The 23,190-nt window shown below is 68.1% G+C and carries 20 protein-coding genes, 1 pseudogene and 1 riboswitch; of the genes and pseudogenes, 11 read left to right on the forward strand and 10 right to left on the reverse strand.

The window, feature by feature from the left end; all coding sequences use genetic code 11:
- Positions 1 to 12: 12 nt before the first annotated feature.
- Together metB and metX are read right to left on the reverse strand one after the other, a co-directional pair.
- Positions 13 to 1,206 (reverse strand): cystathionine gamma-synthase, encoded by a 1,194-nt coding sequence (gene metB / locus ACW18A_RS01915; RefSeq protein ID WP_492023135.1) that lies wholly within the window; start codon positions 1,204 to 1,206, stop codon positions 13 to 15.
- A complete protein-coding gene (metX, locus tag ACW18A_RS01920) occupies positions 1,203 to 2,249 on the reverse strand; it encodes a homoserine O-succinyltransferase MetX (RefSeq protein ID WP_492023136.1) in 1,047 nt (348 codons plus the stop codon). Before metX ends, metB begins: the two co-directional genes overlap by 4 nt.
- A 78-nt stretch (positions 2,250 to 2,327) precedes the next feature.
- A riboswitch (SAM riboswitch) is annotated at positions 2,328 to 2,445 on the reverse strand.
- Between the two features lie 190 nt (positions 2,446 to 2,635).
- On the opposite strand from metX, the gene ACW18A_RS01925 reads away from it, so the two are divergent.
- The 3 genes from ACW18A_RS01925 (at position 2,636) to thrB (ending at position 5,555) form a co-directional block, all read left to right on the forward strand.
- Positions 2,636 to 2,770: a hypothetical protein gene (locus ACW18A_RS01925; RefSeq protein WP_492023137.1), complete on the forward strand. Its 135-nt coding sequence runs from the start codon at positions 2,636 to 2,638 to the stop codon at positions 2,768 to 2,770.
- Positions 2,771 to 2,876: 106 nt separating this feature from the next.
- The gene (locus ACW18A_RS01930; protein ID WP_492023138.1) at positions 2,877 to 4,616 is read left to right on the forward strand and encodes an amino acid kinase family protein; all 1,740 of its coding nucleotides are present in this window, start codon (positions 2,877 to 2,879) and stop codon (positions 4,614 to 4,616) included.
- Positions 4,617 to 5,555, forward strand: a complete 939-nt coding sequence (thrB, locus tag ACW18A_RS01935; protein ID WP_492023139.1) for a homoserine kinase — start codon at positions 4,617 to 4,619, stop codon at positions 5,553 to 5,555.
- Here the strand turns inward: thrB and thrC are convergent.
- Positions 5,552 to 6,961 carry a threonine synthase gene (gene thrC, locus ACW18A_RS01940; RefSeq protein WP_492023140.1) on the reverse strand — a complete coding sequence of 470 codons (1,410 nt, stop codon included), beginning with the start codon at positions 6,959 to 6,961 and terminating at the stop codon, positions 5,552 to 5,554. The two genes, thrB and thrC, sit on opposite strands and share 4 nt — an antisense overlap.
- Before the next feature lie 307 nt (positions 6,962 to 7,268).
- On the opposite strand from thrC, the gene cysD reads away from it, so the two are divergent.
- From cysD to ACW18A_RS01965, 5 genes are read left to right on the forward strand one after another with little or no spacing between them, the layout of a single operon-like run.
- A complete protein-coding gene (gene cysD / locus ACW18A_RS01945; RefSeq protein WP_492023141.1) occupies positions 7,269 to 8,186 on the forward strand; it encodes a sulfate adenylyltransferase subunit CysD in 918 nt (305 codons plus the stop codon).
- Complete coding sequence (cysN, locus tag ACW18A_RS01950; RefSeq protein WP_492023142.1) at positions 8,186 to 10,009, forward strand: sulfate adenylyltransferase subunit CysN; 1,824 nt, start codon at positions 8,186 to 8,188, stop codon at positions 10,007 to 10,009. Before cysD ends, cysN begins: the two co-directional genes overlap by 1 nt.
- Before the next feature lie 35 nt (positions 10,010 to 10,044).
- A complete protein-coding gene (gene dusA / locus ACW18A_RS01955) occupies positions 10,045 to 11,067 on the forward strand; it encodes a tRNA dihydrouridine(20/20a) synthase DusA (RefSeq protein WP_492023143.1) in 1,023 nt (340 codons plus the stop codon).
- Between the two features lie 44 nt (positions 11,068 to 11,111).
- Positions 11,112 to 11,789, forward strand: a complete 678-nt coding sequence (locus tag ACW18A_RS01960; RefSeq protein WP_492023144.1) for a hypothetical protein — start codon at positions 11,112 to 11,114, stop codon at positions 11,787 to 11,789.
- Between the two features lie 37 nt (positions 11,790 to 11,826).
- A complete protein-coding gene (locus ACW18A_RS01965) occupies positions 11,827 to 12,651 on the forward strand; it encodes a sulfite exporter TauE/SafE family protein (RefSeq protein WP_492023145.1) in 825 nt (274 codons plus the stop codon).
- Between the two features lie 135 nt (positions 12,652 to 12,786).
- Here the strand turns inward: ACW18A_RS01965 and ACW18A_RS01970 are convergent, their stop codons facing one another.
- Both ACW18A_RS01970 and ACW18A_RS01975 read right to left on the reverse strand, forming a co-directional pair.
- On the reverse strand, positions 12,787 to 13,311 hold the full coding sequence (locus ACW18A_RS01970; RefSeq protein ID WP_492023146.1) for a TIGR02281 family clan AA aspartic protease: 525 nt from the start codon (positions 13,309 to 13,311) through the stop codon (positions 12,787 to 12,789).
- Between the two features lie 101 nt (positions 13,312 to 13,412).
- Positions 13,413 to 13,628: a DUF1289 domain-containing protein gene (locus ACW18A_RS01975; protein ID WP_492023147.1), complete on the reverse strand. Its 216-nt coding sequence runs from the start codon at positions 13,626 to 13,628 to the stop codon at positions 13,413 to 13,415.
- 151 nt (positions 13,629 to 13,779) lie between these two features.
- Here ACW18A_RS01975 and ACW18A_RS01980 point away from each other — a divergent pair, with 151 nt between their 5' ends.
- A complete protein-coding gene (locus ACW18A_RS01980; protein WP_492023148.1) occupies positions 13,780 to 13,932 on the forward strand; it encodes a hypothetical protein in 153 nt (50 codons plus the stop codon).
- A 240-nt stretch (positions 13,933 to 14,172) separates the two neighbouring features.
- Here the strand turns inward: ACW18A_RS01980 and ACW18A_RS01985 are convergent, their stop codons facing one another.
- Genes ACW18A_RS01985 through ACW18A_RS01995 form a run of 3 tightly spaced genes read right to left on the reverse strand, consistent with a single transcriptional unit; the run spans position 14,173 to position 17,156 of the window.
- Positions 14,173 to 15,195 carry an HlyD family secretion protein gene (locus ACW18A_RS01985; protein WP_492023149.1) on the reverse strand — a complete coding sequence of 341 codons (1,023 nt, stop codon included), beginning with the start codon at positions 15,193 to 15,195 and terminating at the stop codon, positions 14,173 to 14,175.
- A 24-nt stretch (positions 15,196 to 15,219) separates the two neighbouring features.
- Positions 15,220 to 15,987 carry an ABC transporter ATP-binding protein gene (locus ACW18A_RS01990; protein WP_492023150.1) on the reverse strand — a complete coding sequence of 256 codons (768 nt, stop codon included), beginning with the start codon at positions 15,985 to 15,987 and terminating at the stop codon, positions 15,220 to 15,222.
- Complete coding sequence (locus ACW18A_RS01995) at positions 15,984 to 17,156, reverse strand: ABC transporter permease (RefSeq protein ID WP_492023151.1); 1,173 nt, start codon at positions 17,154 to 17,156, stop codon at positions 15,984 to 15,986. Before ACW18A_RS01995 ends, ACW18A_RS01990 begins: the two co-directional genes overlap by 4 nt.
- Before the next feature lie 211 nt (positions 17,157 to 17,367).
- Between ACW18A_RS01995 and ACW18A_RS02000 the strand changes: the two genes are divergently transcribed.
- On the forward strand, positions 17,368 to 19,446 hold the full coding sequence (locus ACW18A_RS02000) for a S46 family peptidase (RefSeq protein WP_492023152.1): 2,079 nt from the start codon (positions 17,368 to 17,370) through the stop codon (positions 19,444 to 19,446).
- 169 nt (positions 19,447 to 19,615) lie between these two features.
- The gene (locus tag ACW18A_RS02005) at positions 19,616 to 21,697 is read left to right on the forward strand and encodes a S46 family peptidase (protein WP_492023153.1); all 2,082 of its coding nucleotides are present in this window, start codon (positions 19,616 to 19,618) and stop codon (positions 21,695 to 21,697) included.
- Between the two features lie 145 nt (positions 21,698 to 21,842).
- On the opposite strand, the pseudogene pgsA reads toward ACW18A_RS02005, so the two are convergent.
- A pseudogene (gene pgsA, locus ACW18A_RS02010) lies at positions 21,843 to 22,463 on the reverse strand (CDP-diacylglycerol--glycerol-3-phosphate 3-phosphatidyltransferase); the annotation flags it as partial.
- A gap of 72 nt (positions 22,464 to 22,535) precedes the next feature.
- Positions 22,536 to 23,162 carry a carbonic anhydrase gene (locus ACW18A_RS02015; RefSeq protein ID WP_492023154.1) on the reverse strand — a complete coding sequence of 209 codons (627 nt, stop codon included), beginning with the start codon at positions 23,160 to 23,162 and terminating at the stop codon, positions 22,536 to 22,538.
- Between the last annotated feature and the right edge of the window lie 28 nt (positions 23,163 to 23,190).

Raw genomic sequence — 23,190 nt, forward strand, 5'->3', positions numbered from 1 at the left:
TTCCGAGTCCAGTCAGGCCGCCTCCGCCCGCACCTCCGCCAGCGCATCCAGAGCCTGAACCAGATCGGAGATCAGGTCGTCCTCGTGCTCCAGCCCGACCGACAGCCGCAGCAGGCCGTCGGTGATACCGGCGACGACGCGGGCCTCCGGGGTCATGGCGGCGTGGGTCATGGTGGCCGGGTGGGCGATCAGGCTTTCGACCCCGCCCAGCGACTCGGCCAGGGTGAAGGTCTCCAGCGTCTCGACCATCTGGCGCACGGCATCGACGCCGCCGGCCAATTCGAAGCTCAGCATGGCGCCCGGCCCCTGCTGCTGCCGCGCGGCCAGTTCGTGGTTCGGGTGGGATTTGAGGCCCGGATAGTGGACGGCCGACACGGCCGGGTGGGCCTCCAGCAGCTCGGCGACCTTGCCCGCCGTGGTCTGCTGCCGTTCGATGCGGGCGAACAGCGTCCGCACCCCGCGCAGGGTCAGATAGGCGTCGAACGGCGAGCCGGTGACGCCCAGGCAGTTGGCCCACCAGGCCAGCTCCGCATGATCCGCCGGATCCGCCGCGATCACCGCCCCCCCGACCACGTCCGAATGCCCGTTGATGTATTTGGTCGTCGAGTGGACGACGATGTCGGCACCCAGTTCGATCGGCCGCTGCAGGGCCGGCGACAGGAATGTGTTGTCCGCCACCACCTTGGCGCCGACCCGGTGGGCGCGGGTGCAGATGTCGGCGATGTCGACGACCCGCAACAGGGGGTTGGACGGCGTCTCGACCAGCACCAGTTTCGGGTTCAGGGCCAGGGCCGCGTCGAGGGCGACCGGATCGCCCTGGTCGACCCACAGCACCTCGAAATGCCCCTTCCTCGCCCGGGCGCACAACAGGCGGTGGGTCCCGCCGTAACAGTCGTGCGGCGCGATCAGCAGGTCGCCGGGCTCCAGCAGGCTCAGCGGCAGATCGACCGCCGCCATGCCCGTCGCCGTGACCACGCAGCCGGCACCGCCCTCCAGCTCGGCCAGGGTCTCGGCCAGCACGTCGCGGGTCGGATTGCCCGAGCGGCTGTAGTCGTATTTCCGCTTCTGCTCGAAGCCCGCGAACGAATAGTTCGAGGACAGATAGAGCGGCGGCATGACCGAACCGTGGGCCGGGTCCTGATCGACCCCCGAGCGGGCGCAGGTGGTGCGGACGTCGTGCGGGCGCTTGCCGGTGGGACGGGTCATTGGTCGATCTCCTTGAGCGCGGAACGGAGGATGGCGGCGACCGCCTCGTCCTCCTTCAGAAAGGCGTCGTGGCCGTACAGGGACGGGGCCTCGACCAGCCGGAAGAGGGCGGGCAGGCGGGCGGCCAGTTCGCGAATGTCGTCGATCGGAACCAGCCGGTCGGAGGTGAAGCCGACCAGGGTCACCGGCGTCCGGATCGCCTCGGGCGTGACGTTGTGGCGGTCGATCGAGTCGGACAGAGACAGCCACCGCGCCGGGGTTGTGTGGGTCCGGTAGGCCTTGCCGCGCGCGGTCAGGTATTCGCAGACCGGATAGGCCTGGCCCGCCGATTTCGGGGCCTCGCTCTCGAACCGCTCGCCGAACTCCTCGGCCGTGCGATAGGTGGTCATGGCCAGTTCGCGGGCCAGGGCGACGCCGTCCTCGGGACGACCGGCGGCCTCGGCCAGCTGCAGGATCCGGCGCTGGATGCCGCGCCAGGCCGTCGCCTGCGGATGGGCCCGGTGGGCGGCGGAGACGACGATCAACTGCTCGACCCGCTCGGGGAACAGCTCACCGAAGGCCAGGGCGATCATCCCGCCGTAGGAGCAGCCGACGAAGGCCGAGACGACCGGATCGCCGATCTCGTCCAGGATCAGGCGCAGCAGCCGGGCCTGGTCATGGGTGGTGATGGTGACCGGTTTCGATCCCTCAGCGGCCTCCGGCGCATAGTCGAAGGCCAGGACCTGGAAGCGGCTCAGGTCGATCGGACCCCGGATCGACACCGCGCCCGACCACCAGCCCAGGCCGTTGGTCTCGGTCCGGTGCACGAACCGTCCCGCCGAGATGCCGCCGGCCACGACGACCAGCGGCGCTTCGGCCCGGCCGTGCAGCCGCCCGACTATCTTGCTCTGGCCGAGCCGCTCGCCGGACTGCAGACGGAAGTCGGCGGGGATATCGACGGCGATATCGACCGCACCGCCGCCCTTGCGGGCCAGGATCGCAGCCGGCCGCGCCGTCGAAGGACAGAGGGGGTCTGCGGAAAGGGTCTGAGTGTCGAAAGCCATGGCGTCGTCTGCATCGTCCCGCCCAGCAAGGCTCCGGATGCGATGACAGATCGTGGAGACGTCGCCTCGTCGACGCTCCACTCATCTCTCGCGGAACCGCCGAAACGGACCCTCGCAGGAGTTGGCACCGTTCGGCTGGAAACCGATGGTTGCCCCGACGTCAAAGGGCCTATCCCTCGGTCGGTCTTGATGAGTGACCTTACGTTGCGGGTGCGAAGAGCGCCGGTCAAGAGAAAAAATCTACCTCATTACTCCCGTGTGGCGCGATCCCTGTGACCGAAAGGTCTCGCAGGAGCCGAAGGGCGCAAAAAAGATGCACGAACCGGGTTGACGGCGATCGTTTGTGCCGACACCCTGAGATCAACGATCTTCCAGAGGCTTCGCTCGTGTCCCGTCCCGGCCGCATCGCCGTTTCGACCTCGACCACCGCATTCGCGGGCCGGTCGATGACGCTCGCGACCCTCATTTCGACCACCACCGGTATGACCATCACCGGCCCCTCGCGGGCGGGAACAGGTTAGCGCGGAGGTCGAAAGACACCCAGCCAACCCAGACCCGCCCGGCCCCGGCCAGGCGGGTTTTCCTTTGCCCAAATCCCAACTCATCCTCCCCGAACGGATCTCTCCAATGCCCCACTCCAACGTCCGCCTCGCCGTCGTCGAGAAACCGGTCGCCGAAGCTTCGCCCGCCGCCGAGGTGGTGGTCCTGAAGTTCGGCTCCTCGATCCTCCGGGACCAGTCCTGCGCCCCGGCGGTCGCATCGGAGGTCTACGGCCACGTCCGCGCGGGCCGGAAGGTCATCGCCGTGGTTTCGGCGCTCGGCGGCCACACGGACCGACTGCTCGCCGATGCCCGCGCCCTGGGGCTCGACCACGACAACGACCTCCTGCCCGGCTATGTGGCCCTGGGCGAGGAGAAGGCGGCGGCGCTCGTGGCCATTGCCTGCGACCGGATCGGGCTGGACGCGGCGGCCTTGTCCGTACGCGAACTGGGCATCGTCGCCGACGGGCCTTCGGAACACGCCCATCCTGTATCGCTCCGCAGCGACGCGCTGTGGAAGGCGTTGGCGGATCATCAGGTCGTCGTCGTCCCGGGCTTCGGCGCGGTGGGAACCCGCGGCAAGGTCGTGCTGCTCGGACGCGGCGGATCTGACCTGACGGCGGTCTTCCTTGCGGCCGAACTGGGCCTCAGCCGGGTTCGTCTGGTGAAGGACGTGGACGGCCTCTACGACCGTGATCCGGCCTCGGCTTCGGGCAAGCCGCTGCGCTATCGTCGCGCCAGCTGGGACGACGCCAGGCGTCATGGCGGCGCTCTGGTCCAGCACGATGCGATCGATCTGGGTCAGCAACGCTCGGTTGAGATCGAGGTCGCCGCGCTCGGTCGCGCTGACTGCACCGTCGTCGGCGACCACTCCGCGCCTCCGGGACCGTCCGTGCCGGACGCGCCGCTGAAGGTGGCGATCGCCGGCTGCGGCGTGGTCGGCGGCGGTCTGCTGCAAAGGCTTCAGAAGGACAGCCGGTTCGAGGTCGTCGGCGTGCTGGTTCGCGACCCGGCCAAGGCTCGCGATGTCGAGGCCCCGGCCGAGCTGTTCACAGCCGATCGGGAGGCCTTGCTGGCGCTCCAGCCCGACATCCTGCTTGAGGCCCTGTCGGAGGGCGGCGCCGGGCACGACCTGATCCGTGCCGCGCTCGAACGCGGCATCGACGTGGCCAGCGCCAACAAACAGGCGATCAGCCGCGACCCCGCCGGTCTCGCCGACGCCGCTCGCGCCCATGGATCGCAACTGGCCTATTCGGCGGCGGTCGGCGGCGGGGCGCCGATGATCGAGACCCTGCGCGTGGCCAGGGCGGCCGGGCCTGTGAAAGGGTTCGAAGCGGTGTTGAACGGTACGGTCAATTTCATGCTGACGCGCCTCCAGGCCGGCGCCGACTTCGCCGACGCCCTGGCCGACGCCCGGGTCGCGGGCTTCGCCGAGGAGGATCCGTCGTCGGACCTTGAGGGTCGCGATTCAGCCGCCAAGGTGCGACTGCTGGCGTTCGAGGCCTTCGGTCGGACCCCGGCTGAGGCGGATGTGGCCTGCGCCGTCCTGTGCGAGAGCTTCACCCCCGCCGGGCCGGTGCGCCAGATCGGCGCCTGCTTCCGCGACGAGGCCGGGCTGACGGCGTCGGTTTCGCTTGACGTCGGCCTTGACGATCCGCTCTTCCAGAGCCTCGACGGGGAGCGCAACGCCTTGAAGGTCTATGGCGAAGACGGACGGGTCTGGTCCTGCAAGGGCCGCGGCGCGGGTCGTTGGCCGACGACCGAGAGCGTGCTGGCGGATCTCGCAGACATCGTTCGGGCGCGACACGCGTCGCTGGGTCACCACTGATTGGCCGTCTTCACTCCGGTTACTGATGAACAGGCGCGGGCGTTCCTGGCGGACTATCCGCTGGGCGCGTTCGCGTCCCTGCATCCCATCGCCGAGGGGGTTGAGAACACCAATTATCGGCTGGAGACCGAGGGCGCGCGCCACGTCCTGACCCTGTTCGAGGCACGGACAGATGCGGCCTCCCTGCCGTTCTGCCTGGGTCTGACCGATCGTCTGGCGGCACGCGCGTTCCCGGCTCCGAGGCCCGTTTCGAACATGGACGGCGACTGGGTCGGGGCGCTGAACGGGCGGCCGGCGGCGGTCATCGAATGGCTTCCGGGCGCCTGGCTGCGCGACCCGTCCCGGGCCGAGGTCGAGGCGGCTGGGGCCATGCTGGCGCAGCTGCATCTGGAGGCCGCCGGCTTCCCGGTGGAGCGGGCCAATCCGGTGGGACACGTGGTCTGGCGAGCGCTGGCGGACCGGTCGGCGACGGCGGCGAGAGGCGAGGACCGGGACATCCTGGAGGGTGTCGAGGCGGCGCTGGCGCGCCTCGGCGATCCGTGGACGGAGGACCTGCCACGCGGGCCGATCCATGCCGACTATTTCCCGGACAACATCCTGTTCGAGAACGGAAAAGTCTCGGGTGTCATCGACTTCTATTTCGGCTGCACCGACCTTCTGGCCTATGACCTCGCCATCGCCTTGAGCGCCTGGGGCTTCGACGGGGCGGGGACGCCGATCCACGGCGCGGTCGAGGCCTTCCGGCGTGGCTATGAGGCCGTGCGCCCCCTGACGTCTGCCGAGGCCGCCGCCCTGCCGAGGCTGGGAGAGGCCGCCGCCATCCGCTTCACCCTGACCCGGCTGCACGACCGGATCTTCCACGATCCGACCAAGCTGGTGACACCGAAGGACCCTGGTGCCTTCTTCCGTCGAGCCGCGTGGTGGCGAGAACGGGCCTAGGCTCCAAACCCTCGCACCGCCGCCAGAGCCGTATCCGCATCGGCGTCGATCACCTCGAACCGTTCGGCCCGGTCACCCAGGTCACGGATGACCCTCGGCGGGTCGGGATCGAAGCCGAGGACCGGTGCGACGTCCTTGCCGAACTTGGCAGGGTGGGCGGTGGCGAGGGCGATGACGGGACCCAGGGTTCGGTCGACGCCGCGCGCGGCCGACAGGGCGACGGCCGTGTGGGGGCAGACGACCTGACCCCAGCTGGCGTGGGCGTGGGCGATCTCTTCGCGCGTGGCCGGTTCGTCGACCGAGACGGCGGAGACCTGGGCGCGGACGGCGGCCAGCAGGGCGGAGGGCAGGGTCACTGCGCCCTCGGCGGCAAAGGTTTCGAACAGGGCGCGGGTGGCTGAGGCGCCGCGGCCGGAGGCTTCGAAGACAAGACGTTCGAAATTGGACGGGGCCTGGACGTCCATACTGACACTGGCGGTCTCGACGGCGGCCTTGCGGGCATAGACCCCGTCGTTGATGGCGCGGGCGAGGGCGTCGTTCTGGTTCACGGCGGCGACGAACCCGGCGACGGGCAGGCCCATCTTTCGGGCCACGATGCCGGCGAAGGCGTCGCCGAAATTGCCGGTGGGGACCACGAAGACCGGGGCGCGGGTCTCACCCATGGCGACGAGCTGGGACACGGCGGAGACGTAGTAGGGAATCTGACCGGCCAGGCGGGCCCAGTTGATCGAGTTGACCGACGAGAACCGGCCGTGGGCGCGCAGGCTTTCGTCTGCAAGCAGGCCCTTCACCAGACGCTGGCAGTCGTCGAAGTCGCCGCGGACGGCGAGGTTCAGCACATTGGGCGCATCGACCGTGGTCATCTGGCGACGCTGGACCGGCGAAACCCGCTCGTGTGGATGCAGGACGATCAGGCGAATGCGGTCGGTGTTGGCGAATGCCGCGACGGCGGCGGCCCCGGTGTCGCCGCTGGTCGCTGTGACGAGAGTCAGCTGTTCTCCGGACGCCTGCAATGCCTCTGATGACAGGGCTGCGGCCAGTTGCATGGCCAGGTCCTTGAAGGCGGCGGTGGGGCCGTGGAACAGCTCCAGCATATAGAGGCCGTCTTCGAGCTTCCGCAGTGGCGTGACCTCGGGCGGGGCGAAGCCGGCGGTCAGACGCTCGAGCGCGCGGTCGAGGGCCCCTGCGGGCAGGGCGTCGCCGATGAAGGGCGCCATCGCCTGTCTGGCCATGTCCGCATAGGCGCGGCCGGGCGCCCAGGTGCCGGCGCCGAGGGTCGGCCAGGCGGCCGGCATGTAGAGGCCGCCGTCGGGGGCCATGCCGCGCAGAAGCGCCTCTGCGAAATCGGTCGGGGCGGCATCGCCCCGGGTGGAGACGTATCGATCAGGGGAGGAGGTCATCGTCATTCTGGTTAGCCAGCGGAGCTGGAAGCGTCACCTGTTTTCGGGCCGAATAGTCAGACTGACCGGACTCCGAAAACGGAGTCCAGATAGTCCATAGAGTCTCGTTCGGATGGCGAACCGACTCCGAAGCGGGAGTCCAGATAGTCCGTAGAGTCCCGTCCGCCCCCTTCTTTTGGCGAGGCAGGAAGCATCATAACCCCGCCGCAGGGCGCGGTGCATATTAAGACGACCGTTTCTATAGCCGGTGTGGCTTCCGGCCGGGCCATCCGGGACGGGGTGCGCAGCGCCACGGTTGTTGCTATCGACGGGTGTGACCGATCCGACGCCCTCCGCCCGCCTGACCCACCTCCAGTGTCTGGAGGCCGAGGCGATCCACATCCTGCGCGAGGTGGCGGCCGAGATCGAGCGGCCGGTGATGCTGTATTCGATCGGCAAGGACTCGGCCGTGATGCTGCATCTGGCGCGCAAGGCCTTCTTCCCCGGTCCGATTCCGTTCCCTCTGATGCATATCGATACGACGTGGAAGTTCCGGGACATGTACGCGCTGAGGGATCAGGTCGGGGCGGCGGGCGACGTCGATCTGAAGATCTGGGTCAACGAGGACGCCCGGTCGCGGGGGATCAATCCGTTCGATCACGGCTCCATGCATACCGACCTGTGGAAGACCGAGGGTCTGAAACAGGCGCTGGATCATCACGGCTTTCAGGCGGCCTTCGGCGGGGCACGGCGCGACGAGGAGAAGTCGCGGGCCAAGGAGAGAATCTTCTCCTTCCGTTCGGCCGGGCATCGCTGGGATCCGAAGAACCAGCGGCCGGAACTCTGGCGGCTGTACAACACGCGGATCGGGGCGGGGGAGAGCATTCGCGTCTTCCCGATCTCGAACTGGACCGAGCTGGATGTGTGGCAATACATCGAGCAGGAGGCGATCCCGATCGTGCCGCTGTATTTCGCCCAGCCGAGGCCGGTGGTCGAGCGGGACGGGGCGTTGATCATGGTCGACGACGCGCGGATGCGGCTGGCGCCGGGCGAGGTGCCGCAGGTGCGGTCGGTGAGGTTCAGGACCCTGGGCTGCTACCCCCTGACCGGAGCGGTCGAGAGCACGGCGACCAGCGTCGCCGACATCATCGCCGAGATGAAGGCCTCCACCACGTCGGAGCGTCAGGGGCGGGTGATCGACCACGACCAGTCGGCCTCGATGGAGAAGAAGAAGGCGGAGGGCTATTTCTGATGAAGTCCCTGCTTCGCTTCATCACCTGCGGCTCGGTGGACGACGGCAAGTCGACCCTGATCGGGCGGCTTCTCTACGACACCCGAACGATCCTCGACGACCAGATGTCGGCGCTGGAAGCGGACTCCAGGAAGGTCGGCACCCAGGGGCAGAACATCGACTTCGCCCTGCTGGTCGACGGGCTGGCGGCCGAGCGGGAACAGGGCATCACGATCGACGTGGCTTACCGGTTCTTCGCCACCGAACACCGCAAGTTCATCGTCGCCGATACGCCGGGGCACGAGCAGTACACGCGCAACATGGTCACCGGCGCCTCGACGGCCGACGTGGCCGTAGTCCTGATCGATGCGCGCAAGGGTGTGCTGGTCCAGACGCGGCGGCATTCTTACCTCTGCGCCCTGCTGGGCATCCGCAAGGTCGTGCTGGCGGTCAACAAGATGGATCTGATGGGCTGGGATCCGGCCGTGTTCGCCGGGATCGTCGCCGCCTATCGCGCCTTCGCCGACAGCATCGGGTTGTCCGACGTGACGCCCATCGCCCTGTCGGGCCTGACGGGGGAGGGGGTGGTCGCGCCGTCGCCGGAAGGGTTCGCCGGGCCGACCCTTCTGGAGTGGCTGGAAGGGGTCGAGGTCGGCGATGACGCCGCCGCCCGGCCGTTCCGGATGCCGGTGCAGTGGGTCAATCGTCCAAACCCGGAGTTTCGGGGCTACGCCGGACTGATCGCGGCGGGGACGGTGCTGCCGGGCGATCGCGTGCGGGTGCTACCGGGCGGGCGCGAGAGCCGGATCGCGCGGATCGTGGCCATGCCGGGCGACCTCGCCGAGGCGGCGGCCGGACAGTCCGTCACCCTGACCTTGGAGGATGAGATCGACGTCTCGCGCGGCGATGTGATCGCGGCGGCCGAGGCGCCGCCCGAGGTCGCGGACCAGTTCGAGGCGACGGTGGTCTGGATGGACGAGGAGACCCTGTCGCCCGGTCGGTCCTATCTGCTCAAGATCGGCGCGCGGACGGCGACGGCCCAGGTCACCGCGATCCGGCATCGGGTCAACGTCAACACGCTGGAGAAGCTGGCGGCCAAACGGCTGGAGCTCAACGATATCGCCGTCTGCAACCTGTCGCTGGACCGGCCGATCGCCTTCGAGCCCTATGAGACGAACCGCGATCTGGGCGGCTTCATCCTGATCGACCGGATCACCAACCGGACGGTCGGGGCGGGGATGATCCGGTTTGCGTTGCGCCGGGCCGACAACATCCACTGGCAGGCCATCGATGTGGACCGCTCCGCGCGGGCGGCGATGAAGGGACAGAAGGGTGCCGTCGTCTGGCTGACCGGACTGTCCGGGGCCGGAAAGTCGACCATCGCCAACCTGGTCGACAAGCGGCTGCATGCGCTCGGGCGACACACCTATCTGCTGGACGGGGACAATGTGCGGCACGGGCTGAACCGCGATCTGGGTTTCACCGAGGAAGATCGGGTCGAGAATATCCGCCGGGTCGCCGAGGTGGCGAAACTGATGGCCGACGCCGGCCTGATCGTCATCACGGCCTTCATCTCGCCTTTCCGGGCGGAGCGGCGAATGGCGCGCGAATTGATGGCGGAGGGCGAGTTCCTGGAGGTATTCGTCGATGCGCCGCTGGCGGTCGCCGAGGCGCGGGACGTGAAGGGGCTCTACGCCAAGGCTCGCGCGGGCGACTTGCAGAATTTCACCGGGATCGACAGTCCGTATGAGGCGCCGGAAGCCGCCGAGATCGTCATCGACACCACGGTCCTTGGCTCGGTCGAGGCGGCCGAGGCCATTGTGAAGCGGCTGGGGTTGGGCTGACTTCCGGGCGTCTTGCGCGTATGGGGTCGCCGACGATGACCCATCCCGCCCACAGACTGTCCGTCGCGCCGATGATGGACTGGACCGACCGGCATTGCCGGGCGTTCCACCGTGCCCTGTCGACGCGGGCCCTGCTCTATACGGAAATGGTCACAGCCCCGGCGGTGATCCATGGCGACCGAGAGCGGCTGCTGGGCTTCGACCCGGTCGAGCATCCGGTGGCGCTGCAGCTCGGCGGGTCCGATCCGGCGCAGCTGGCCGAGGCCGCGCGGATCGGCGCGGCCATGGGGTATGACGAGATCAATCTGAACGTCGGCTGTCCGTCGGACCGGGTGCAGTCGGGGCGGTTCGGGGCCTGTTTGATGCGCGAGCCCGAGCTGGTCGCCGACTGCATGGCCGCGATCCGTGAGGCGGTCGACGTGCCGGCGACGGTCAAATGCCGCATCGGGGTGGACGATCAGGATCCGGCCGTCAGCCTGTTCGCGACGGTGGACGCCTCGGCGGCCGTCGGGGTGACGACCTTCATCGTCCATGCGCGCAAGGCCTGGCTGAGCGGCCTGTCGCCCAAGGAGAACCGGGACGTGCCGCCCCTGGACTACGGGCTGGTTCGGCGGCTGAAGCGGGAGCGGCCCCATCTGATCATCTGCATCAACGGCGGCATCGGCTCGCTGGACGAGGTCGAGGCGCATCTGGATGGGAGCGACGGGGTCCAGCTGGACGGGGTCATGCTGGGACGGGCCGCCTATCACGAGCCGGCCCTGCTGGGTCAGGTGGATCGGCGGCTGTTCGGTGCGACGGGCACCGATGTCGACCCGTTCGAGGCCATCGAGCGGTACAAGCCCTATCTGGCCGCGCGGCTGACGGAGGGCTGGGGCCTGCATGCCATGACGCGGCATATGCTGGGTCTGATGCACGGGCGGCCGGGCGCGCGAGCCTTCCGCCGCATCCTGACGGTCGAGGCGATCCGGCCCGGCGCGGGTCTGGATGTGGTCGATCGCGCGGTCGAGGCGGTGCGCGAGGCAGAGGCGCGGCGCGACCGGGTCGGGGAAGCCGCCTGACACGGTCAACGGTTCGTTAAGCCTGGCCGCGACAAGGCTGCGGGATGACCCGCATCACCCTGATCGCCCTGTCCCTGCTGGCCGTTTCGGCGGGTACCGCCGAGGCGCAGAGCCGTCATCCGCGCTCGCCGATCACGGCCGCCCTCAACGCCGGGACGACCGGCGTCGGCGCCGAGGTGCAGCTGTCGCTCGGGCCGGTGTTCGTGCTGCGGGGCGGGATCGATACGCTGGGGTACGATTTCGACGAGACCTACAGCGACGTCGACTATGAGGGCCGGTTCGACTTCGACACGGTGTCGGGGTTCGTCGATTTGCATCCGTTCCTGAATGGCTTCCTCATCTCCGGCGGGGCCTATGTGGGAAACCGGACGATCAATCTCAACGGGCGGCCCACCGCGCCGGTGAACATCGGCGGGGCGACCTTCACGCCGGCCGAGGTCGGGACCCTGAGCGGACGGATCAAACTGTCGGAGACCGCGCCCTTCGTCGGCATCGGCTATGACGACAGCTTCTATCGCGAGGGGACCTGGGGCTTCCGCGGCATGGTCGGAGTGGCCTGGAGCCAGGAGCCGGAGGTGGGGCTGTCGTCCAGCGGCGGGACCCTGTCGAACGATCCGATCTTCCGCGCCCGGCTGGAACAGGAAGCGCGCGAGATCCAGGAGGACGCCAAGGACAAGGCCTTCTTCCCGATCGTCCAGCTGGGCGTTACGGCGCGCTTCTGAGGCGGACAGGCGCCGCGCCGCGCGCTAGACCGCCCGGGTGACCTCCCTTCCCCTGAATGAACTGGTTCTGCTGGCCGCTGCGGTGCTCGCGGCGGGGCTGGCGGGCGGACTGATCGCGGGCCTGTTCGGAGTCGGCGGCGGGACGGTGCTGGTTCCGGCGCTGTTCTACGCCTTTTCGGTGTTGGGGCTGGGCGGCGAGAGCAACCTGCATGTCGCCATCGGCACCTCCCTGCTGACCATCGTCGCGACGTCCTGGCGGTCGCTGGGGGCGCATCGGGCGCACGGGGCGGTGGACGAAGAGGTGCTGAAGACCTGGACGCCCTGGGTCGGGGCGGGGGCCCTGGTCGGTGCGGCCATCGCCGGCCTGACTTCGATGGAGGGGCTGGCGGTCGTCTACGGCGTCTGTCTGGCGGTCGTCGCGGCGCAGATGGGGCTGCTGCCCGAGACCGTACATGTCCGGAAGGACCTGCCGACGGGCTGGTGGCGGCGCGGGATCGGCGGGCTGATCGGCCTGCTGTCCGCGATGATGGGGGTCGGGGGCGGCAGTTTCGGCGGGATGCTGATGACCCTGTGCGGACGGCCGATCCATCAGGCGGTGGCGACGGCCTCGGGCTTCGGCATCGCCATCGGGGCGGCGGCGACCGTCGGCTTCATCGTGTTCGGATTTGGCGCAGATGGCAGGCCGCCGCTGAGCCTGGGCTATGTCAACGTCCCGGCGGCCGTGGCCATGGGGGTGCTGACGACCCTGGTCGCTCCTTATGGCGCAAAGCTGGCGCACAGGCTGGATCGCAAGGTGTTGAGGAAGGCCTTCGCCATCTACCTGTTGCTCACCGCGATCTCGGTGGTGGTGAAGGCGCTGTAGCGTCGAAATGCAGTCTTTGCGGCCGCCGGTGAGTTCGTGGCGATTTCGGCCAGTCAGATCCTGCAAAATCCGACGATTTCGGTCAGGGTGGTTACGGCAATTTCTGCAGAAAAACTGCAAAGACTGCCGTTTGCGCTATGGCCGCAGGGTCAGCCCGGTCGGGCGGGCCTCGAACGATGAGAGGCGGCCGAGGTAGCTCATGCCCAGCAGGGAGTGGGGCAGGCCGTCCTCGACGACGAGGGCGCGGACCTTGTCGACGCGGGCGCCGGCGACGGCGACGTGATCCAGTTCGACCGCTGCGGCCTTGGCCGGGCCGGAGGCGGTTTCGATCGTCTGTGTGAAGTCGGCGGGGGTCAGGCGCAGGCCGAGACGCAGGGCATCCTGACGGGTCAGGGCGACGACGCTGGCGCCGGTGTCGACGAGGACGCGGATGGCGCGGCCGTCGATGTCGGCCTCGGCCCAGTAGTGGCCGTCGGCGGAGCGGGCGATCTGGGCGGGTTGGCCGGCCGCAGCGCGGACCGTGGCGGTCGTCTCGGCGGGAACGACCATGACGGCGGCCTCGGCGGCGCGAGGCTCCTGGTGCGTCAGCCACCAGGCGACGCTCAGCGAGGAGACGGTCGCGATGGCCATGACGATCGCGGACTGGATATCAAGACGCAACGCGGGACACCTTCGCGACGAACCGCTTCTGCGGCTGACCACACTGTGCCTGCGCCGGGTTGGGATGGGGTGAAGCGACGTAGCTGACGAAGGGTTAAGGCTCAGAGCCCGAGTTTGGCGGGGTCGATCTTCGCTTCGCGGACCGGAAGTTCGGCCATGATTTCAGCCCTTTGCTCGTCGGTCAGTCGGGACCAGCCGCCGATCTCCTGTAGGGTCCGGTAGCAGCCCAGGCACAGGCCTGAAGGGCCATCGACGATACAGACCTGGATGCAGGGCGTGGCGATCGGGCGTGGCGGCGGCGTAGCGTTTGAAGACATGATTACGAAAATTGATCCGGTAGCGGACTAAAAACTTGCAATTCGACGCGTATCGGGCGATATCGATTTCGACGCGAAACGACTGAGAGGGTGAAAACCCCTGGGAGCACGACGCGTCTCTTTTCATCGTTCAGCGAAAGGAGACGCCAGGATGAACGACAAGGAGAAGAACCTCCAGCACGCCATGATGTCCTTCGCCCTGTGGGGCGGGATGCTGGTGAACTCTCGCCCACCTCGGGCCAACGAGAGGGTGGTCAGCCACCCGTCGAACTTCGTGCCCTTCCGGTACGGGAAGAAAGACTGAATACGAAAAAGCCCCGGCCGATGGCCGGGGCTTTTGTCTTTCTGGTCTCCTCCCTGTCGCGCAGCGATGGGGAGGTGGCTCGAAGCGCAGCGGAGAGACGGAGAGACGGAGGGGGCGAGGCGGCGTTGCAGGCCGGACTCCCTCGTGGTCGAAATCGTGTCGCCCCCTCCGTCAGCTCGCGAAGGGCTCGCTGCCACCTCCCCATTCGCCAAGTGGCGAACAGGGAGGAGACGGAAAGGTTCAGCTCGCCGCCCGGGCTTCGGGCGTCTGCATCGAGCGGGTGGCGGGCACGCCGACGGTGGGCGTCCGGGCGGCGCCGGCGGCCTGGCCGGGCTTCATGAACTTCACCAGCACGCGCTGACCGATGAGCAGGGGAGCGTCGCCGGCGGTCACGACCACCTCAACGACGCGCTCGTCGGACCGCTGCGAGGGGTCGTCGGAGGCCAGTTTGCGGGCGCCGAAGACGGCGGCGCGACGCAGGACCGTGCCGACATAGACCTTGGACGGATCACCCTCGGGCGTGATCTCGACGGCCTGACCGGTGGCGACGTTGGGGATGTCCGACTCGACGATCTCGGCGCGCGCGATGCGCGGGACGTTCGGCTCCAGATCGAACATGTTGGACACGTTCAGGGTCGAGGCGCCGGCCCCCGGGTTGGCGTAGCGGCGCACGATACGGCCGTCAGCCGGCGAGCGGATCACCGTCAGTTCGACATTGTAGGCGGCCTGGTCGCGGCGGGCGCGGGCGGTCTGGACCGCCGCCTGCTGCGAGCCGAGACGGGCCTGGGCCTGGGCGATCTGGTCGCGGGCCTGGTCGAGACGCTGGGCGGCGACGAAATTGGTGGCGACGAGCCGCTCCAGCCGGTCGAACTCGCGCTGGGCGGTGCGGATATCGACCTGGATCAGGTTGAGCTGGCTCTGGGCCGAGGCCAGATCGGCTTCGGAGGTCTGGAGCGCCAGACGGGCCTCATCGTCCTCCTGACGCGCCAGGATCTGGCCGGCGACGACGGTGTCGCCCTCCTGGACCAGGACTTCGCGGACGATGCCGCCGCGACGGGCCGCGATCTGGATGATGCCGCCCTCGATATCGACCTTGCCGTTGGCGATGGCCGCATAGGGGCTCTCGACCTTTTCGGCCTCGGCCTTCTCGGCCTCGGCCTGTTTGGCCTTGTTGCCGCTCTGCACCGTGGTGAAGCCCACCACGACGAGGATGATCAGCACGATGCCGATCCAGAGCCATTTGTTCTTCAGGAAGGCGGGCATGAGAGAGGTCCTCGGGACGAAGTCTTAGTGATGGGACGCCAGGGTGGCGTTCGGATTGGGCGTGCGGCGCTCGTCGGAGATGATGATGCCGTCCTCGATCTTGATAACGCGGTCGGCCCATTCCTCGAGTCGCGGGTCGTGGGTGACGCAGATGACGGCCGCGCCGTAATCGTCCGCTGCGCGACGCAGCAGCCGGATCACGATCTGGCCGTTCTCGCCGTCGAGGGCGGAGGTGGGTTCGTCGGCGAACAGGATCTTGGGATCCTTGGCCAGGGCGCGGGCGATGGCGACGCGCTGCTTCTCGCCGCCGGAAAGGGCGGATGGGCGCTGGTGCAGGCGCGGGCCCAGGCCCACCTCTTCCAGTGCCTGGGTGGCGCGCTTCTTCGCCTGGCCGGGCGTCAGACCCTGGAACTTCAACACCACCTCGACCTGCTGCAGGGCGGTCAGGGCCGGGAACAGGTTGAAGCCCTGGAAGATGAAGCCGCAGTGATCCAGGCGGAACTTGTCGATCTTGCCCGCCGACAGCTTCCACAGGTCATCGACGTCGAGCGCGTCGACGCGGCCTTCTTCAGGACGCAGGAGGCCGGACAGGGCGGCGATCAGGGTCGACTTGCCGGAGCCGGAGGGGCCCATGACCATGGTCAGGTCGCCGTGACGGGCGTCGAAGTCGACGCCTTTCAGGACTTCGACGAAGGCCTTGCCGGACTTGAACCGCTTGACCAGTCCCCTGGCCTCGATGGCGAAATCGCCATGCTTGCCGTGAACCTTGGTGTGCTGGACGAAGTCGGTCATCGCAGCAGGTCCGCCGGTTGGCTGTTCTTGAGGATGCCGAGGGACAGCAGGCCCGACAGCATGGCGATGACGATCAGGCCGCCGCCGACGACAATCAGCAAGACCGGCGGCAGGGCGATGATCACGGCGTTGGCCAGGGCGAAAGCCTGAATGCCCATCGTCAGCAGGATCGCGGCCAGAACCCCCACGCAGCCGACCCAGAAGCTGAGCTCCATGACGATCCGGTTCAGCGAGCCCATGCCGACGCCGAGCGCCCGCAGGGAGGCGAACTCCTTGATGTTGGCCATGATCGCGCCCCGCAGGGTCTGCCAGGTGATGGCGATGCCTATGACGGTGCCCAGGAAGACGCAGCCGCCGATGATGATGACGAGGATGCCCTCCTCGAACATGGCGCCGGCGTTGGCGTCGGCCAGTTCCTGACGCGTCCAGGCCTTCCACTGGCCATTGCCGGAGGCGTTGAGCTCGGCGGCGACGCGGATCGCCTGGGTCGGGTCGCGCAGCTTGACCATCAGGGGGCCGACGCGGGGCCCGGTGTCGGCCTGGCCCACCATGCGCAGGGTATCGCGCGACATGATGACGGTGGCCTGCATCATGTTGGGATAGCCGCGGGTGACCCCGACCACGGTGACCGTCTGGCCGTTGTAGAGGGCGCGGTCGCCCAGTTTTACGCCAAGCTTGCTGATGGCCGTCTCATCGATGGCGACCGTGTAGGGCTGGCGCAGGGCGTCGACCAGTTCCTGGGAGTAGTCGGTCGGAATGGTCACCGAGCCCGGCGTGGTGTCGATGATCGAGGCCTGGACGAACTCCTGGCGCGGCGCACCCTGTTTGGCCCGGTCGGCCTGGGACATGGTGGGATCAATGTCCTTGACCGACTGGAAGCTGCCGCCGGCACCGTCCAGGGGCTGGACCTCGACCACCTGCGGGTTGTTGTAGACGAGGGGAATGAAACGACGCGGCACGCCCGACGGGCCGCCGATCAGCGACGTGGCGCCCGGCTGCATGACGATGATGTCGGCGCTGGAGCGTTCGATGGTCGCGGTGAACCCCTTGCCGATGCCGATGAAGACACCGGTCATGGCGAGAACGAGCAGACCCGACAGGGCCAGGGCCATGACGGCGGCCATGTATCGGCGCCACTCGAAGAGCAGCGTGGAAAGCGCGAGCGACATTGTCTGTGAAACACCCCTGACTTGCGGTGTTATCTGACCTGCTGCCGGGTTCCCTCCAAGTTAAATCGGGTTAAGGGGAGCCGCCTTGATGTGGCCACGCTTGACGCGGTCCGGCGGAGGGCGTGGAGATGCCGCTCTTGCAGGGGCCGCAAGGCTCAAGCTAGTTATAAAGTAACATCGGCGCTCAGGCCGGGTACAGGAGAGAAAATTCATGTCGTCACGGTCCCTGATTGCCGCCGCCTCGGTGCTGGCCCTCGCCTGCGCGGCAATGCCGGCAACTCCCGCCAAGGCCGAAGAGGGGATGTGGACCTTCGATAACTTCCCGATCCAGACGGTGAACAGCCTGTATGGCACGCAGATCGACCAGGCCTGGCTGGACAAGGTCCGCGGCGCGGCGGTGCGGATCAACGGCTGCTCCGCCTCGCTGGTGTCGGGCCAGGGTCTGGTCCTGACCAACCACCACTGCGTCATCTCCTGCGTGCAGGACCTGTCGGATGCCCAGAACGACTATGTGAAGAACGGCTGGATGCCGGCGACCCGCGAGGAGGAGCGCCAGTGCCCCGGCCAGACCGCAGAGATCCTGACCGACATCACTGACGTGACCGAGCGGGTGCTGGGCGCCGGCGCAGGTCTGGAGGGGGCGGCCTTCGTGCAGGCGCGCGGCGCGGTGCAGCAAGCGATCCAGACCGAAGAGTGCAACAACGATCCGAAACTGACCTGCCAGGTCATCAGCTTCTATCGTGGCGGCCGCTATGCCCTCTACAAGTTCCGCAAATATGATGACGTGCGTCTGGCCTTCGCGCCGGAGTTCCAGGCGGCCTTCTTCGGCGGCGACCCGGATAACTTCAACTTCCCGCGCTATGCGCTCGATGCAGGCTTCCTGCGCCTGTACGAGAACGGCCAGCCGGTCGCGACGCCGAACCACCTGACCTGGAACGCCAGCGCTCCGACCGAGGGCGAACCGGTGTTCGTGGCGGGCAATCCGGGCTCGACCTCGCGCCTCCTGACCGTGTCGCAGCTGGAGCGGCTGCGCGACCAGACCCTGCCGATCAACCTGATCCAGTCGTCGGAGCTGCGCGGCCGCCTGCAGCAGTATTCGTTCACGGGCGAAGAAGCCGCGCGCGTCTCGGTCGACCCGATCTTCGGCCTGGAGAACAGCTTCAAGGCATCCTATGGCCAGGAGCAGACCCTGATCGACGCTGACTTCATGGCCGCCAAGCGCGAGCAGGAGGCCGAACTTCGTGCCCTCATCGCCGCCGATCCGGCCCTGGCCGAGCGCATCGGCGATCCTTGGGCTGACCTGACCCGGATCGAGACCCGGGCCGCCGATCTGTTCCTGCCCTACCGCCAGCTGGAGGCGAACGCGGGCCAGCGGTCGATGCTGTACGGCTTCGCCCGGGCGATCGTTCGGGCGTCCAAGGAGCGGGCCAGGCCGGTCGCCGAGCGTCGCGCTGGCTATTCGGACGCCGACCTGGCGAACCTTGGGCGTCGTCTGGCGACCGTGGCTCCGATCGAGGCGGATCTGGAAGAAATCTACCTGACCTTCTGGCTGTCCAAGACGCGCGAGTACCTGACGGTCGACAATGCCGACGTCCAGCGCCTGCTGGGCCGCGAGAGCCCCGAAGCCCTGGGCGCGCGTCTGGTCGAGGGCTCGCGCCTGGCCGATCCGGCCCGGCGTGCCGAACTGCTGGCCATGACGCCGGAGCAGCTGGCCGCCTCGGGCGATCCTCTGATCGAGTTCGTGTTGCGGAACGACGAAGCGGCCCAGGCCGTGCGCGCCCAGTGGGAATCGACCGTCTCGGGCCCGACCGCACGGGCGGCCGAGAAGGTGGCCCAGGCCCGGTTCGCGGCCTTTGGCGACAACCAGTATCCGGATGCGACCTTCTCGCTGCGTCTGTCCTACGGTCAGGTGAAGGGCTGGACCTATCGCGGGACGGAGGTTCCGGCCTTCACCTATATGGGCGGCCTCTATGAGCGGGCGACGGGCTCGCAGCCCTTCCTGCTGGCCGAACAGTTCGCGGCGCGCGAAGCCGATGTGAACAAGGCGACGGTGTATGACTTCGTCTCGACCAACGACATCATCGGCGGCAACTCGGGCTCGCCCGTGATCAATTCCCGCGGAGAGGTGATCGGTGCCGCCTTCGACGGCAACATCCACTCCCTTGGCGGGGCGTACTGGTACGATGGGGAGTTGAACCGGACGGTGACGGTCTCGACGGCGGCGATCACGGAAGCCCTGCGCAACGTGTACCGCCAGCCGCGCCTGCTGGAAGAACTGGGCGTGGAGTAACGCACCTGTCCCTCCCCCTCGGGGGAGGGGCGTCTTGCAGCGACGGGGTGGGGCGGCCGCGCGATCAGGCGACGGAACGGTGAGGCCTTGCCTTGTCGCCTCCATCCGGCTTCGCTGCGCCCAGCTATCCTTCCCCGTGGGGGAGGGCGACGTTTCCCGGAGTCTGTTCATGCGCCTGTTCCTCACCGCTTCCGTCCTCGCCCTCACCGTCGCCGCCACAGGTGCGCGGGCTGAGGAAGGGATGTGGACGTTCGACAACTTCCCCATCGCGCGGGCCAACGCGACGCTGGGTACCTCGATCGATCAGGCATGGCTGGATCGGGTCCGGCTGAACTCGGTGAAGTTCGGCGGCTGTTCGGCGGGGATCGTGTCAGGCGAAGGCCTGGTCATGACCAACAACCACTGTGTCGCGACCTGTGTGGCCAACCTGTCGACCCAGGCCGTCAACTACGCCGAGACCGGCTTCGCCCCGCGCACCCGCGAGGACGAGCTGACATGCCCGGGCGGCACGGCCGAGATCCTGACCGACATTTCGGACGTCACAGTGCGTGTGAAGGCGGCGGCTGAGGGGCTGACCGGCCAGGCGTTCAACCGTGCGCGCGACGCCGAGATCGGGCGGATCGAGACCGAGGCCTGTGGTGACGCGACCGACAGGCGCTGCCAGGTCGTGACCCTGTACCGGGGCGGCCAGTTCAAGCTCTACACCTACAAGAAATACACGGACGTCCGGCTGGCCTTCGCGCCGGAGGACCGGGCGGCGACCTTCGGCGGCGACCTGGACAATTTCTCGTTCCCGCGCTTCGCCATCGATGCGGCCTTCATCCGGCTCTACGAGAACGGTGCCCCGGCGGTGACCGCGACCCACTTCGTCTGGAACGCCGACAAGCCGGTGGAGGGCACGCCCGTGTTCGTGACCGGTAGTCCGGGCGCGACCCAGCGCCTGCTGACCCAGGACCAGCTGTTCACCGTGCGCGACGTCGTCCTGCCGCTGGACCAGCTGATCGCCTCGGAGCTGCGCGGGCGGCTGATCCGGTTCTCGGAGGAGTCGGAGGAGAACGCCTTCATCGCCATGGATCCGATCGTGGGGCTGGAGAACACCTACAAGCGCGGTCTCGGCCGGATGCGCGCCCTGACCGATCCGGCCTTCCTGGCCACACGGGCCGCAGGCGAAGTCGATTTCCGCAGTCGGGTCGCGGCCGACACCGCCCTGACCGAACGCGCCGCCGATCCGTGGGGCGCGCTGGCGACCGTTCAGCCCATCGCCCGCGAACTCTATCCGGCCTACGCGCTGCTGGAAGGTGGAACGGGGATCGGGACGACGCCGGTGGCCGGCGGATCGCAGCTGTTCCTGTGGGCGCGGACCCTTGTGCGCGGCGCCCAGGAGCGTGCCAAACCCTCGGCCGAGCGGCTGCCGGAGTTCGGCGATGCGCGCCTGTCGAGTGTGCAATCGGCCCTGTTCGCCGCGCGCCCGACCTATCCAGCGCTCGAACAGGTGCGGATGGAGTGGTGGCTCAGCAAGACCCGCGAATGGCTGACCGTCGACCATCCGGCGGTGCGGGGCCTGCTGGGACGGGAGTCTCCGGAAGATCTGTCGGCGCGTCTGGTCGAAGGCACGACCCTGGCCGATCCGGCGGTTCGGAGAGCCTTGTGGGAGGGCGGCCTGGCGGCGGTCGAGGCGTCAGACGATCCGATGATCAAATACCTGCTGTCGATCCAGGACGAGAGCCGCGCCGTGCGTGCCGACTGGGAAACGCGGGTTCAGGCCCCGACCGATCAGGCGGCCGAGCGGCTGGCCGCCGCAAGGTTCGCTGCCTACGGCGACACCGTCTATCCGGATGCGACGGGTACGCTTCGTCTGACCTACGGCAAGATCGAGGGTTCGGACGTTCCGGGCCAGCGCTGGGGTCCGTTCACGACCTTCGGCGGCCTGTGGGACCGGGCGACCGGTGCGGCCCCGTTCGACGTGGCGCCGAAGCTTCTGGCCGCGCGTGACCGGATCGACGCTGACACCGTGCTGAACATGACGCTGTCGTCGGACACGATCGGCGGCTCGTCGGGCTCACCCGTGGTCAATGCGGCAGGCGAGATGTTGGGGGCGAATTTCGACTCCACCGTCCTGACCCAGCGCAACGCCTACGGCTACGACCGAAACACCAATCGCAGCGTGATCGTCACGACGGGCGCGGTGACCGTGGCCCTGCGCGACGTCTATGACATGGGCCGGCTGGTGGAAGAGCTGGGGGTCCGCTGAGACCCCGTCAGTCCCGGCGGTCGTCGGGCGAAGGCAGGTCGAGCGAGTGATCGTCCCCTTCCGGGGCCGGGTCGGCATGGATCGTCCGCCCGACCACCGGCGTCGCGGCCCGGCTGACCGGCGCTTGTGACGTTTCCGGCCTGGCCAGCGAGCGACGGGCCGTGTCGAAATACTGCCAGCCCGTCCAGACGGTCGCGATGGCGGCGAACCAGATCAGGCTGTCGGCGAACAGCTGGAAATACGGCAGGTATTCGAAATCCAGCCCGAAGCCGTCCCAGTTGCGTGCGAACAGCTGGGCCCCCAGCGCGACCAGCTGAACCGTCGTCTTCCATTTGGCCAGGGTGGTGACCTCCAGGGTCACGCGCCCGGCAATGGTCTCGCGCAGGGCCGAGACGGCGAATTCGCGGAACAGGATCAGGCCGCAGGGAATGGCGATCTGGGGCACGCTTCCGCTCGTCAGAACGCCCAGAATGGCACCGGTGACCAGGATCTTGTCGGCGATGGGGTCCAGGATCGCACCCCAGCGGGTCGTCGCGTTCCAGCGCCGGGCCAGATAGCCGTCAACCCAGTCGGTCGAGGCCGCCACCACGAAGATGTAGAAGGCGGCGCGATAGAGGCCGAACTGGTCCTCCGGGCTGAGATAGGAGGACAGGACCGGCACCCCCCCGGTGGCCCCCGCCAGGATCAGGAACATCACGACGCCCGCGACCAGCCGCAGGCCGGTCAGGATGTTGGGGATCGGATTGACGTGATGCTTGGGGGACATGGGGCTCTCCGATAGCTCAAACGCGATCTGCCACGCTTCGGTCCCTGAAGCGAGACGTCTGGCCCGGCAGACCTAATCCATGGCCTTGAACCGACCCGGACCCTCAAGGGACCGCAGAACTCCGTCGGCGATCCCGAAATGAAGACCGCTGAGGGCCAGTGTCCCCGCTGCCTCACGTTCGGCGATCCAGGGAAAGGTGCGCAGATTCTGCAGCGACAGGCGGACCACGGCCTCTTCCGAAACCTGTTCCATGTCTTCGGGCAGGCAGTCCTCACAGACGCGACGAACGACCGGCGCACCCTGTTGCACCCAGGGCGCGACAAAGTCCTGGCAGTCGGCCGGGGCTCCGGTGCGCATGGCGGCGACGCCGCCACAGCGGGCGTGACCCATAACCATGATGCGTCGGACGTTCAGCACCTTCACGCCGAACTCCAGCGCCGCCGAGACGCCGTGCAGAAGGCCATCGGGCTCATAGGGGGGGACCAGGTTGGCGACGTTGCGGACGACGAACAACTGGCCGGGGGCGGTGTCGAAGATCAGGGCCGGGTCGGCGCGACTGTCGGAACAGGCGACGACGAGGGTGTGGGGCTTCTGGCCGTCAGCGGCGAGCGCCTCGTACTGGGCTTTCGCCTCGGGCCAGTGGCTGTCGCGAAAACGATGATAGCCGGAGACCAGGGCTGCGTGGGAATGTTGAGGCATGGTGTCAGTATAGGCAGTCTGCCCGCCT

The sequence above is a fragment of the Brevundimonas sp. AVps5 genome (assembly GCF_058681515.1).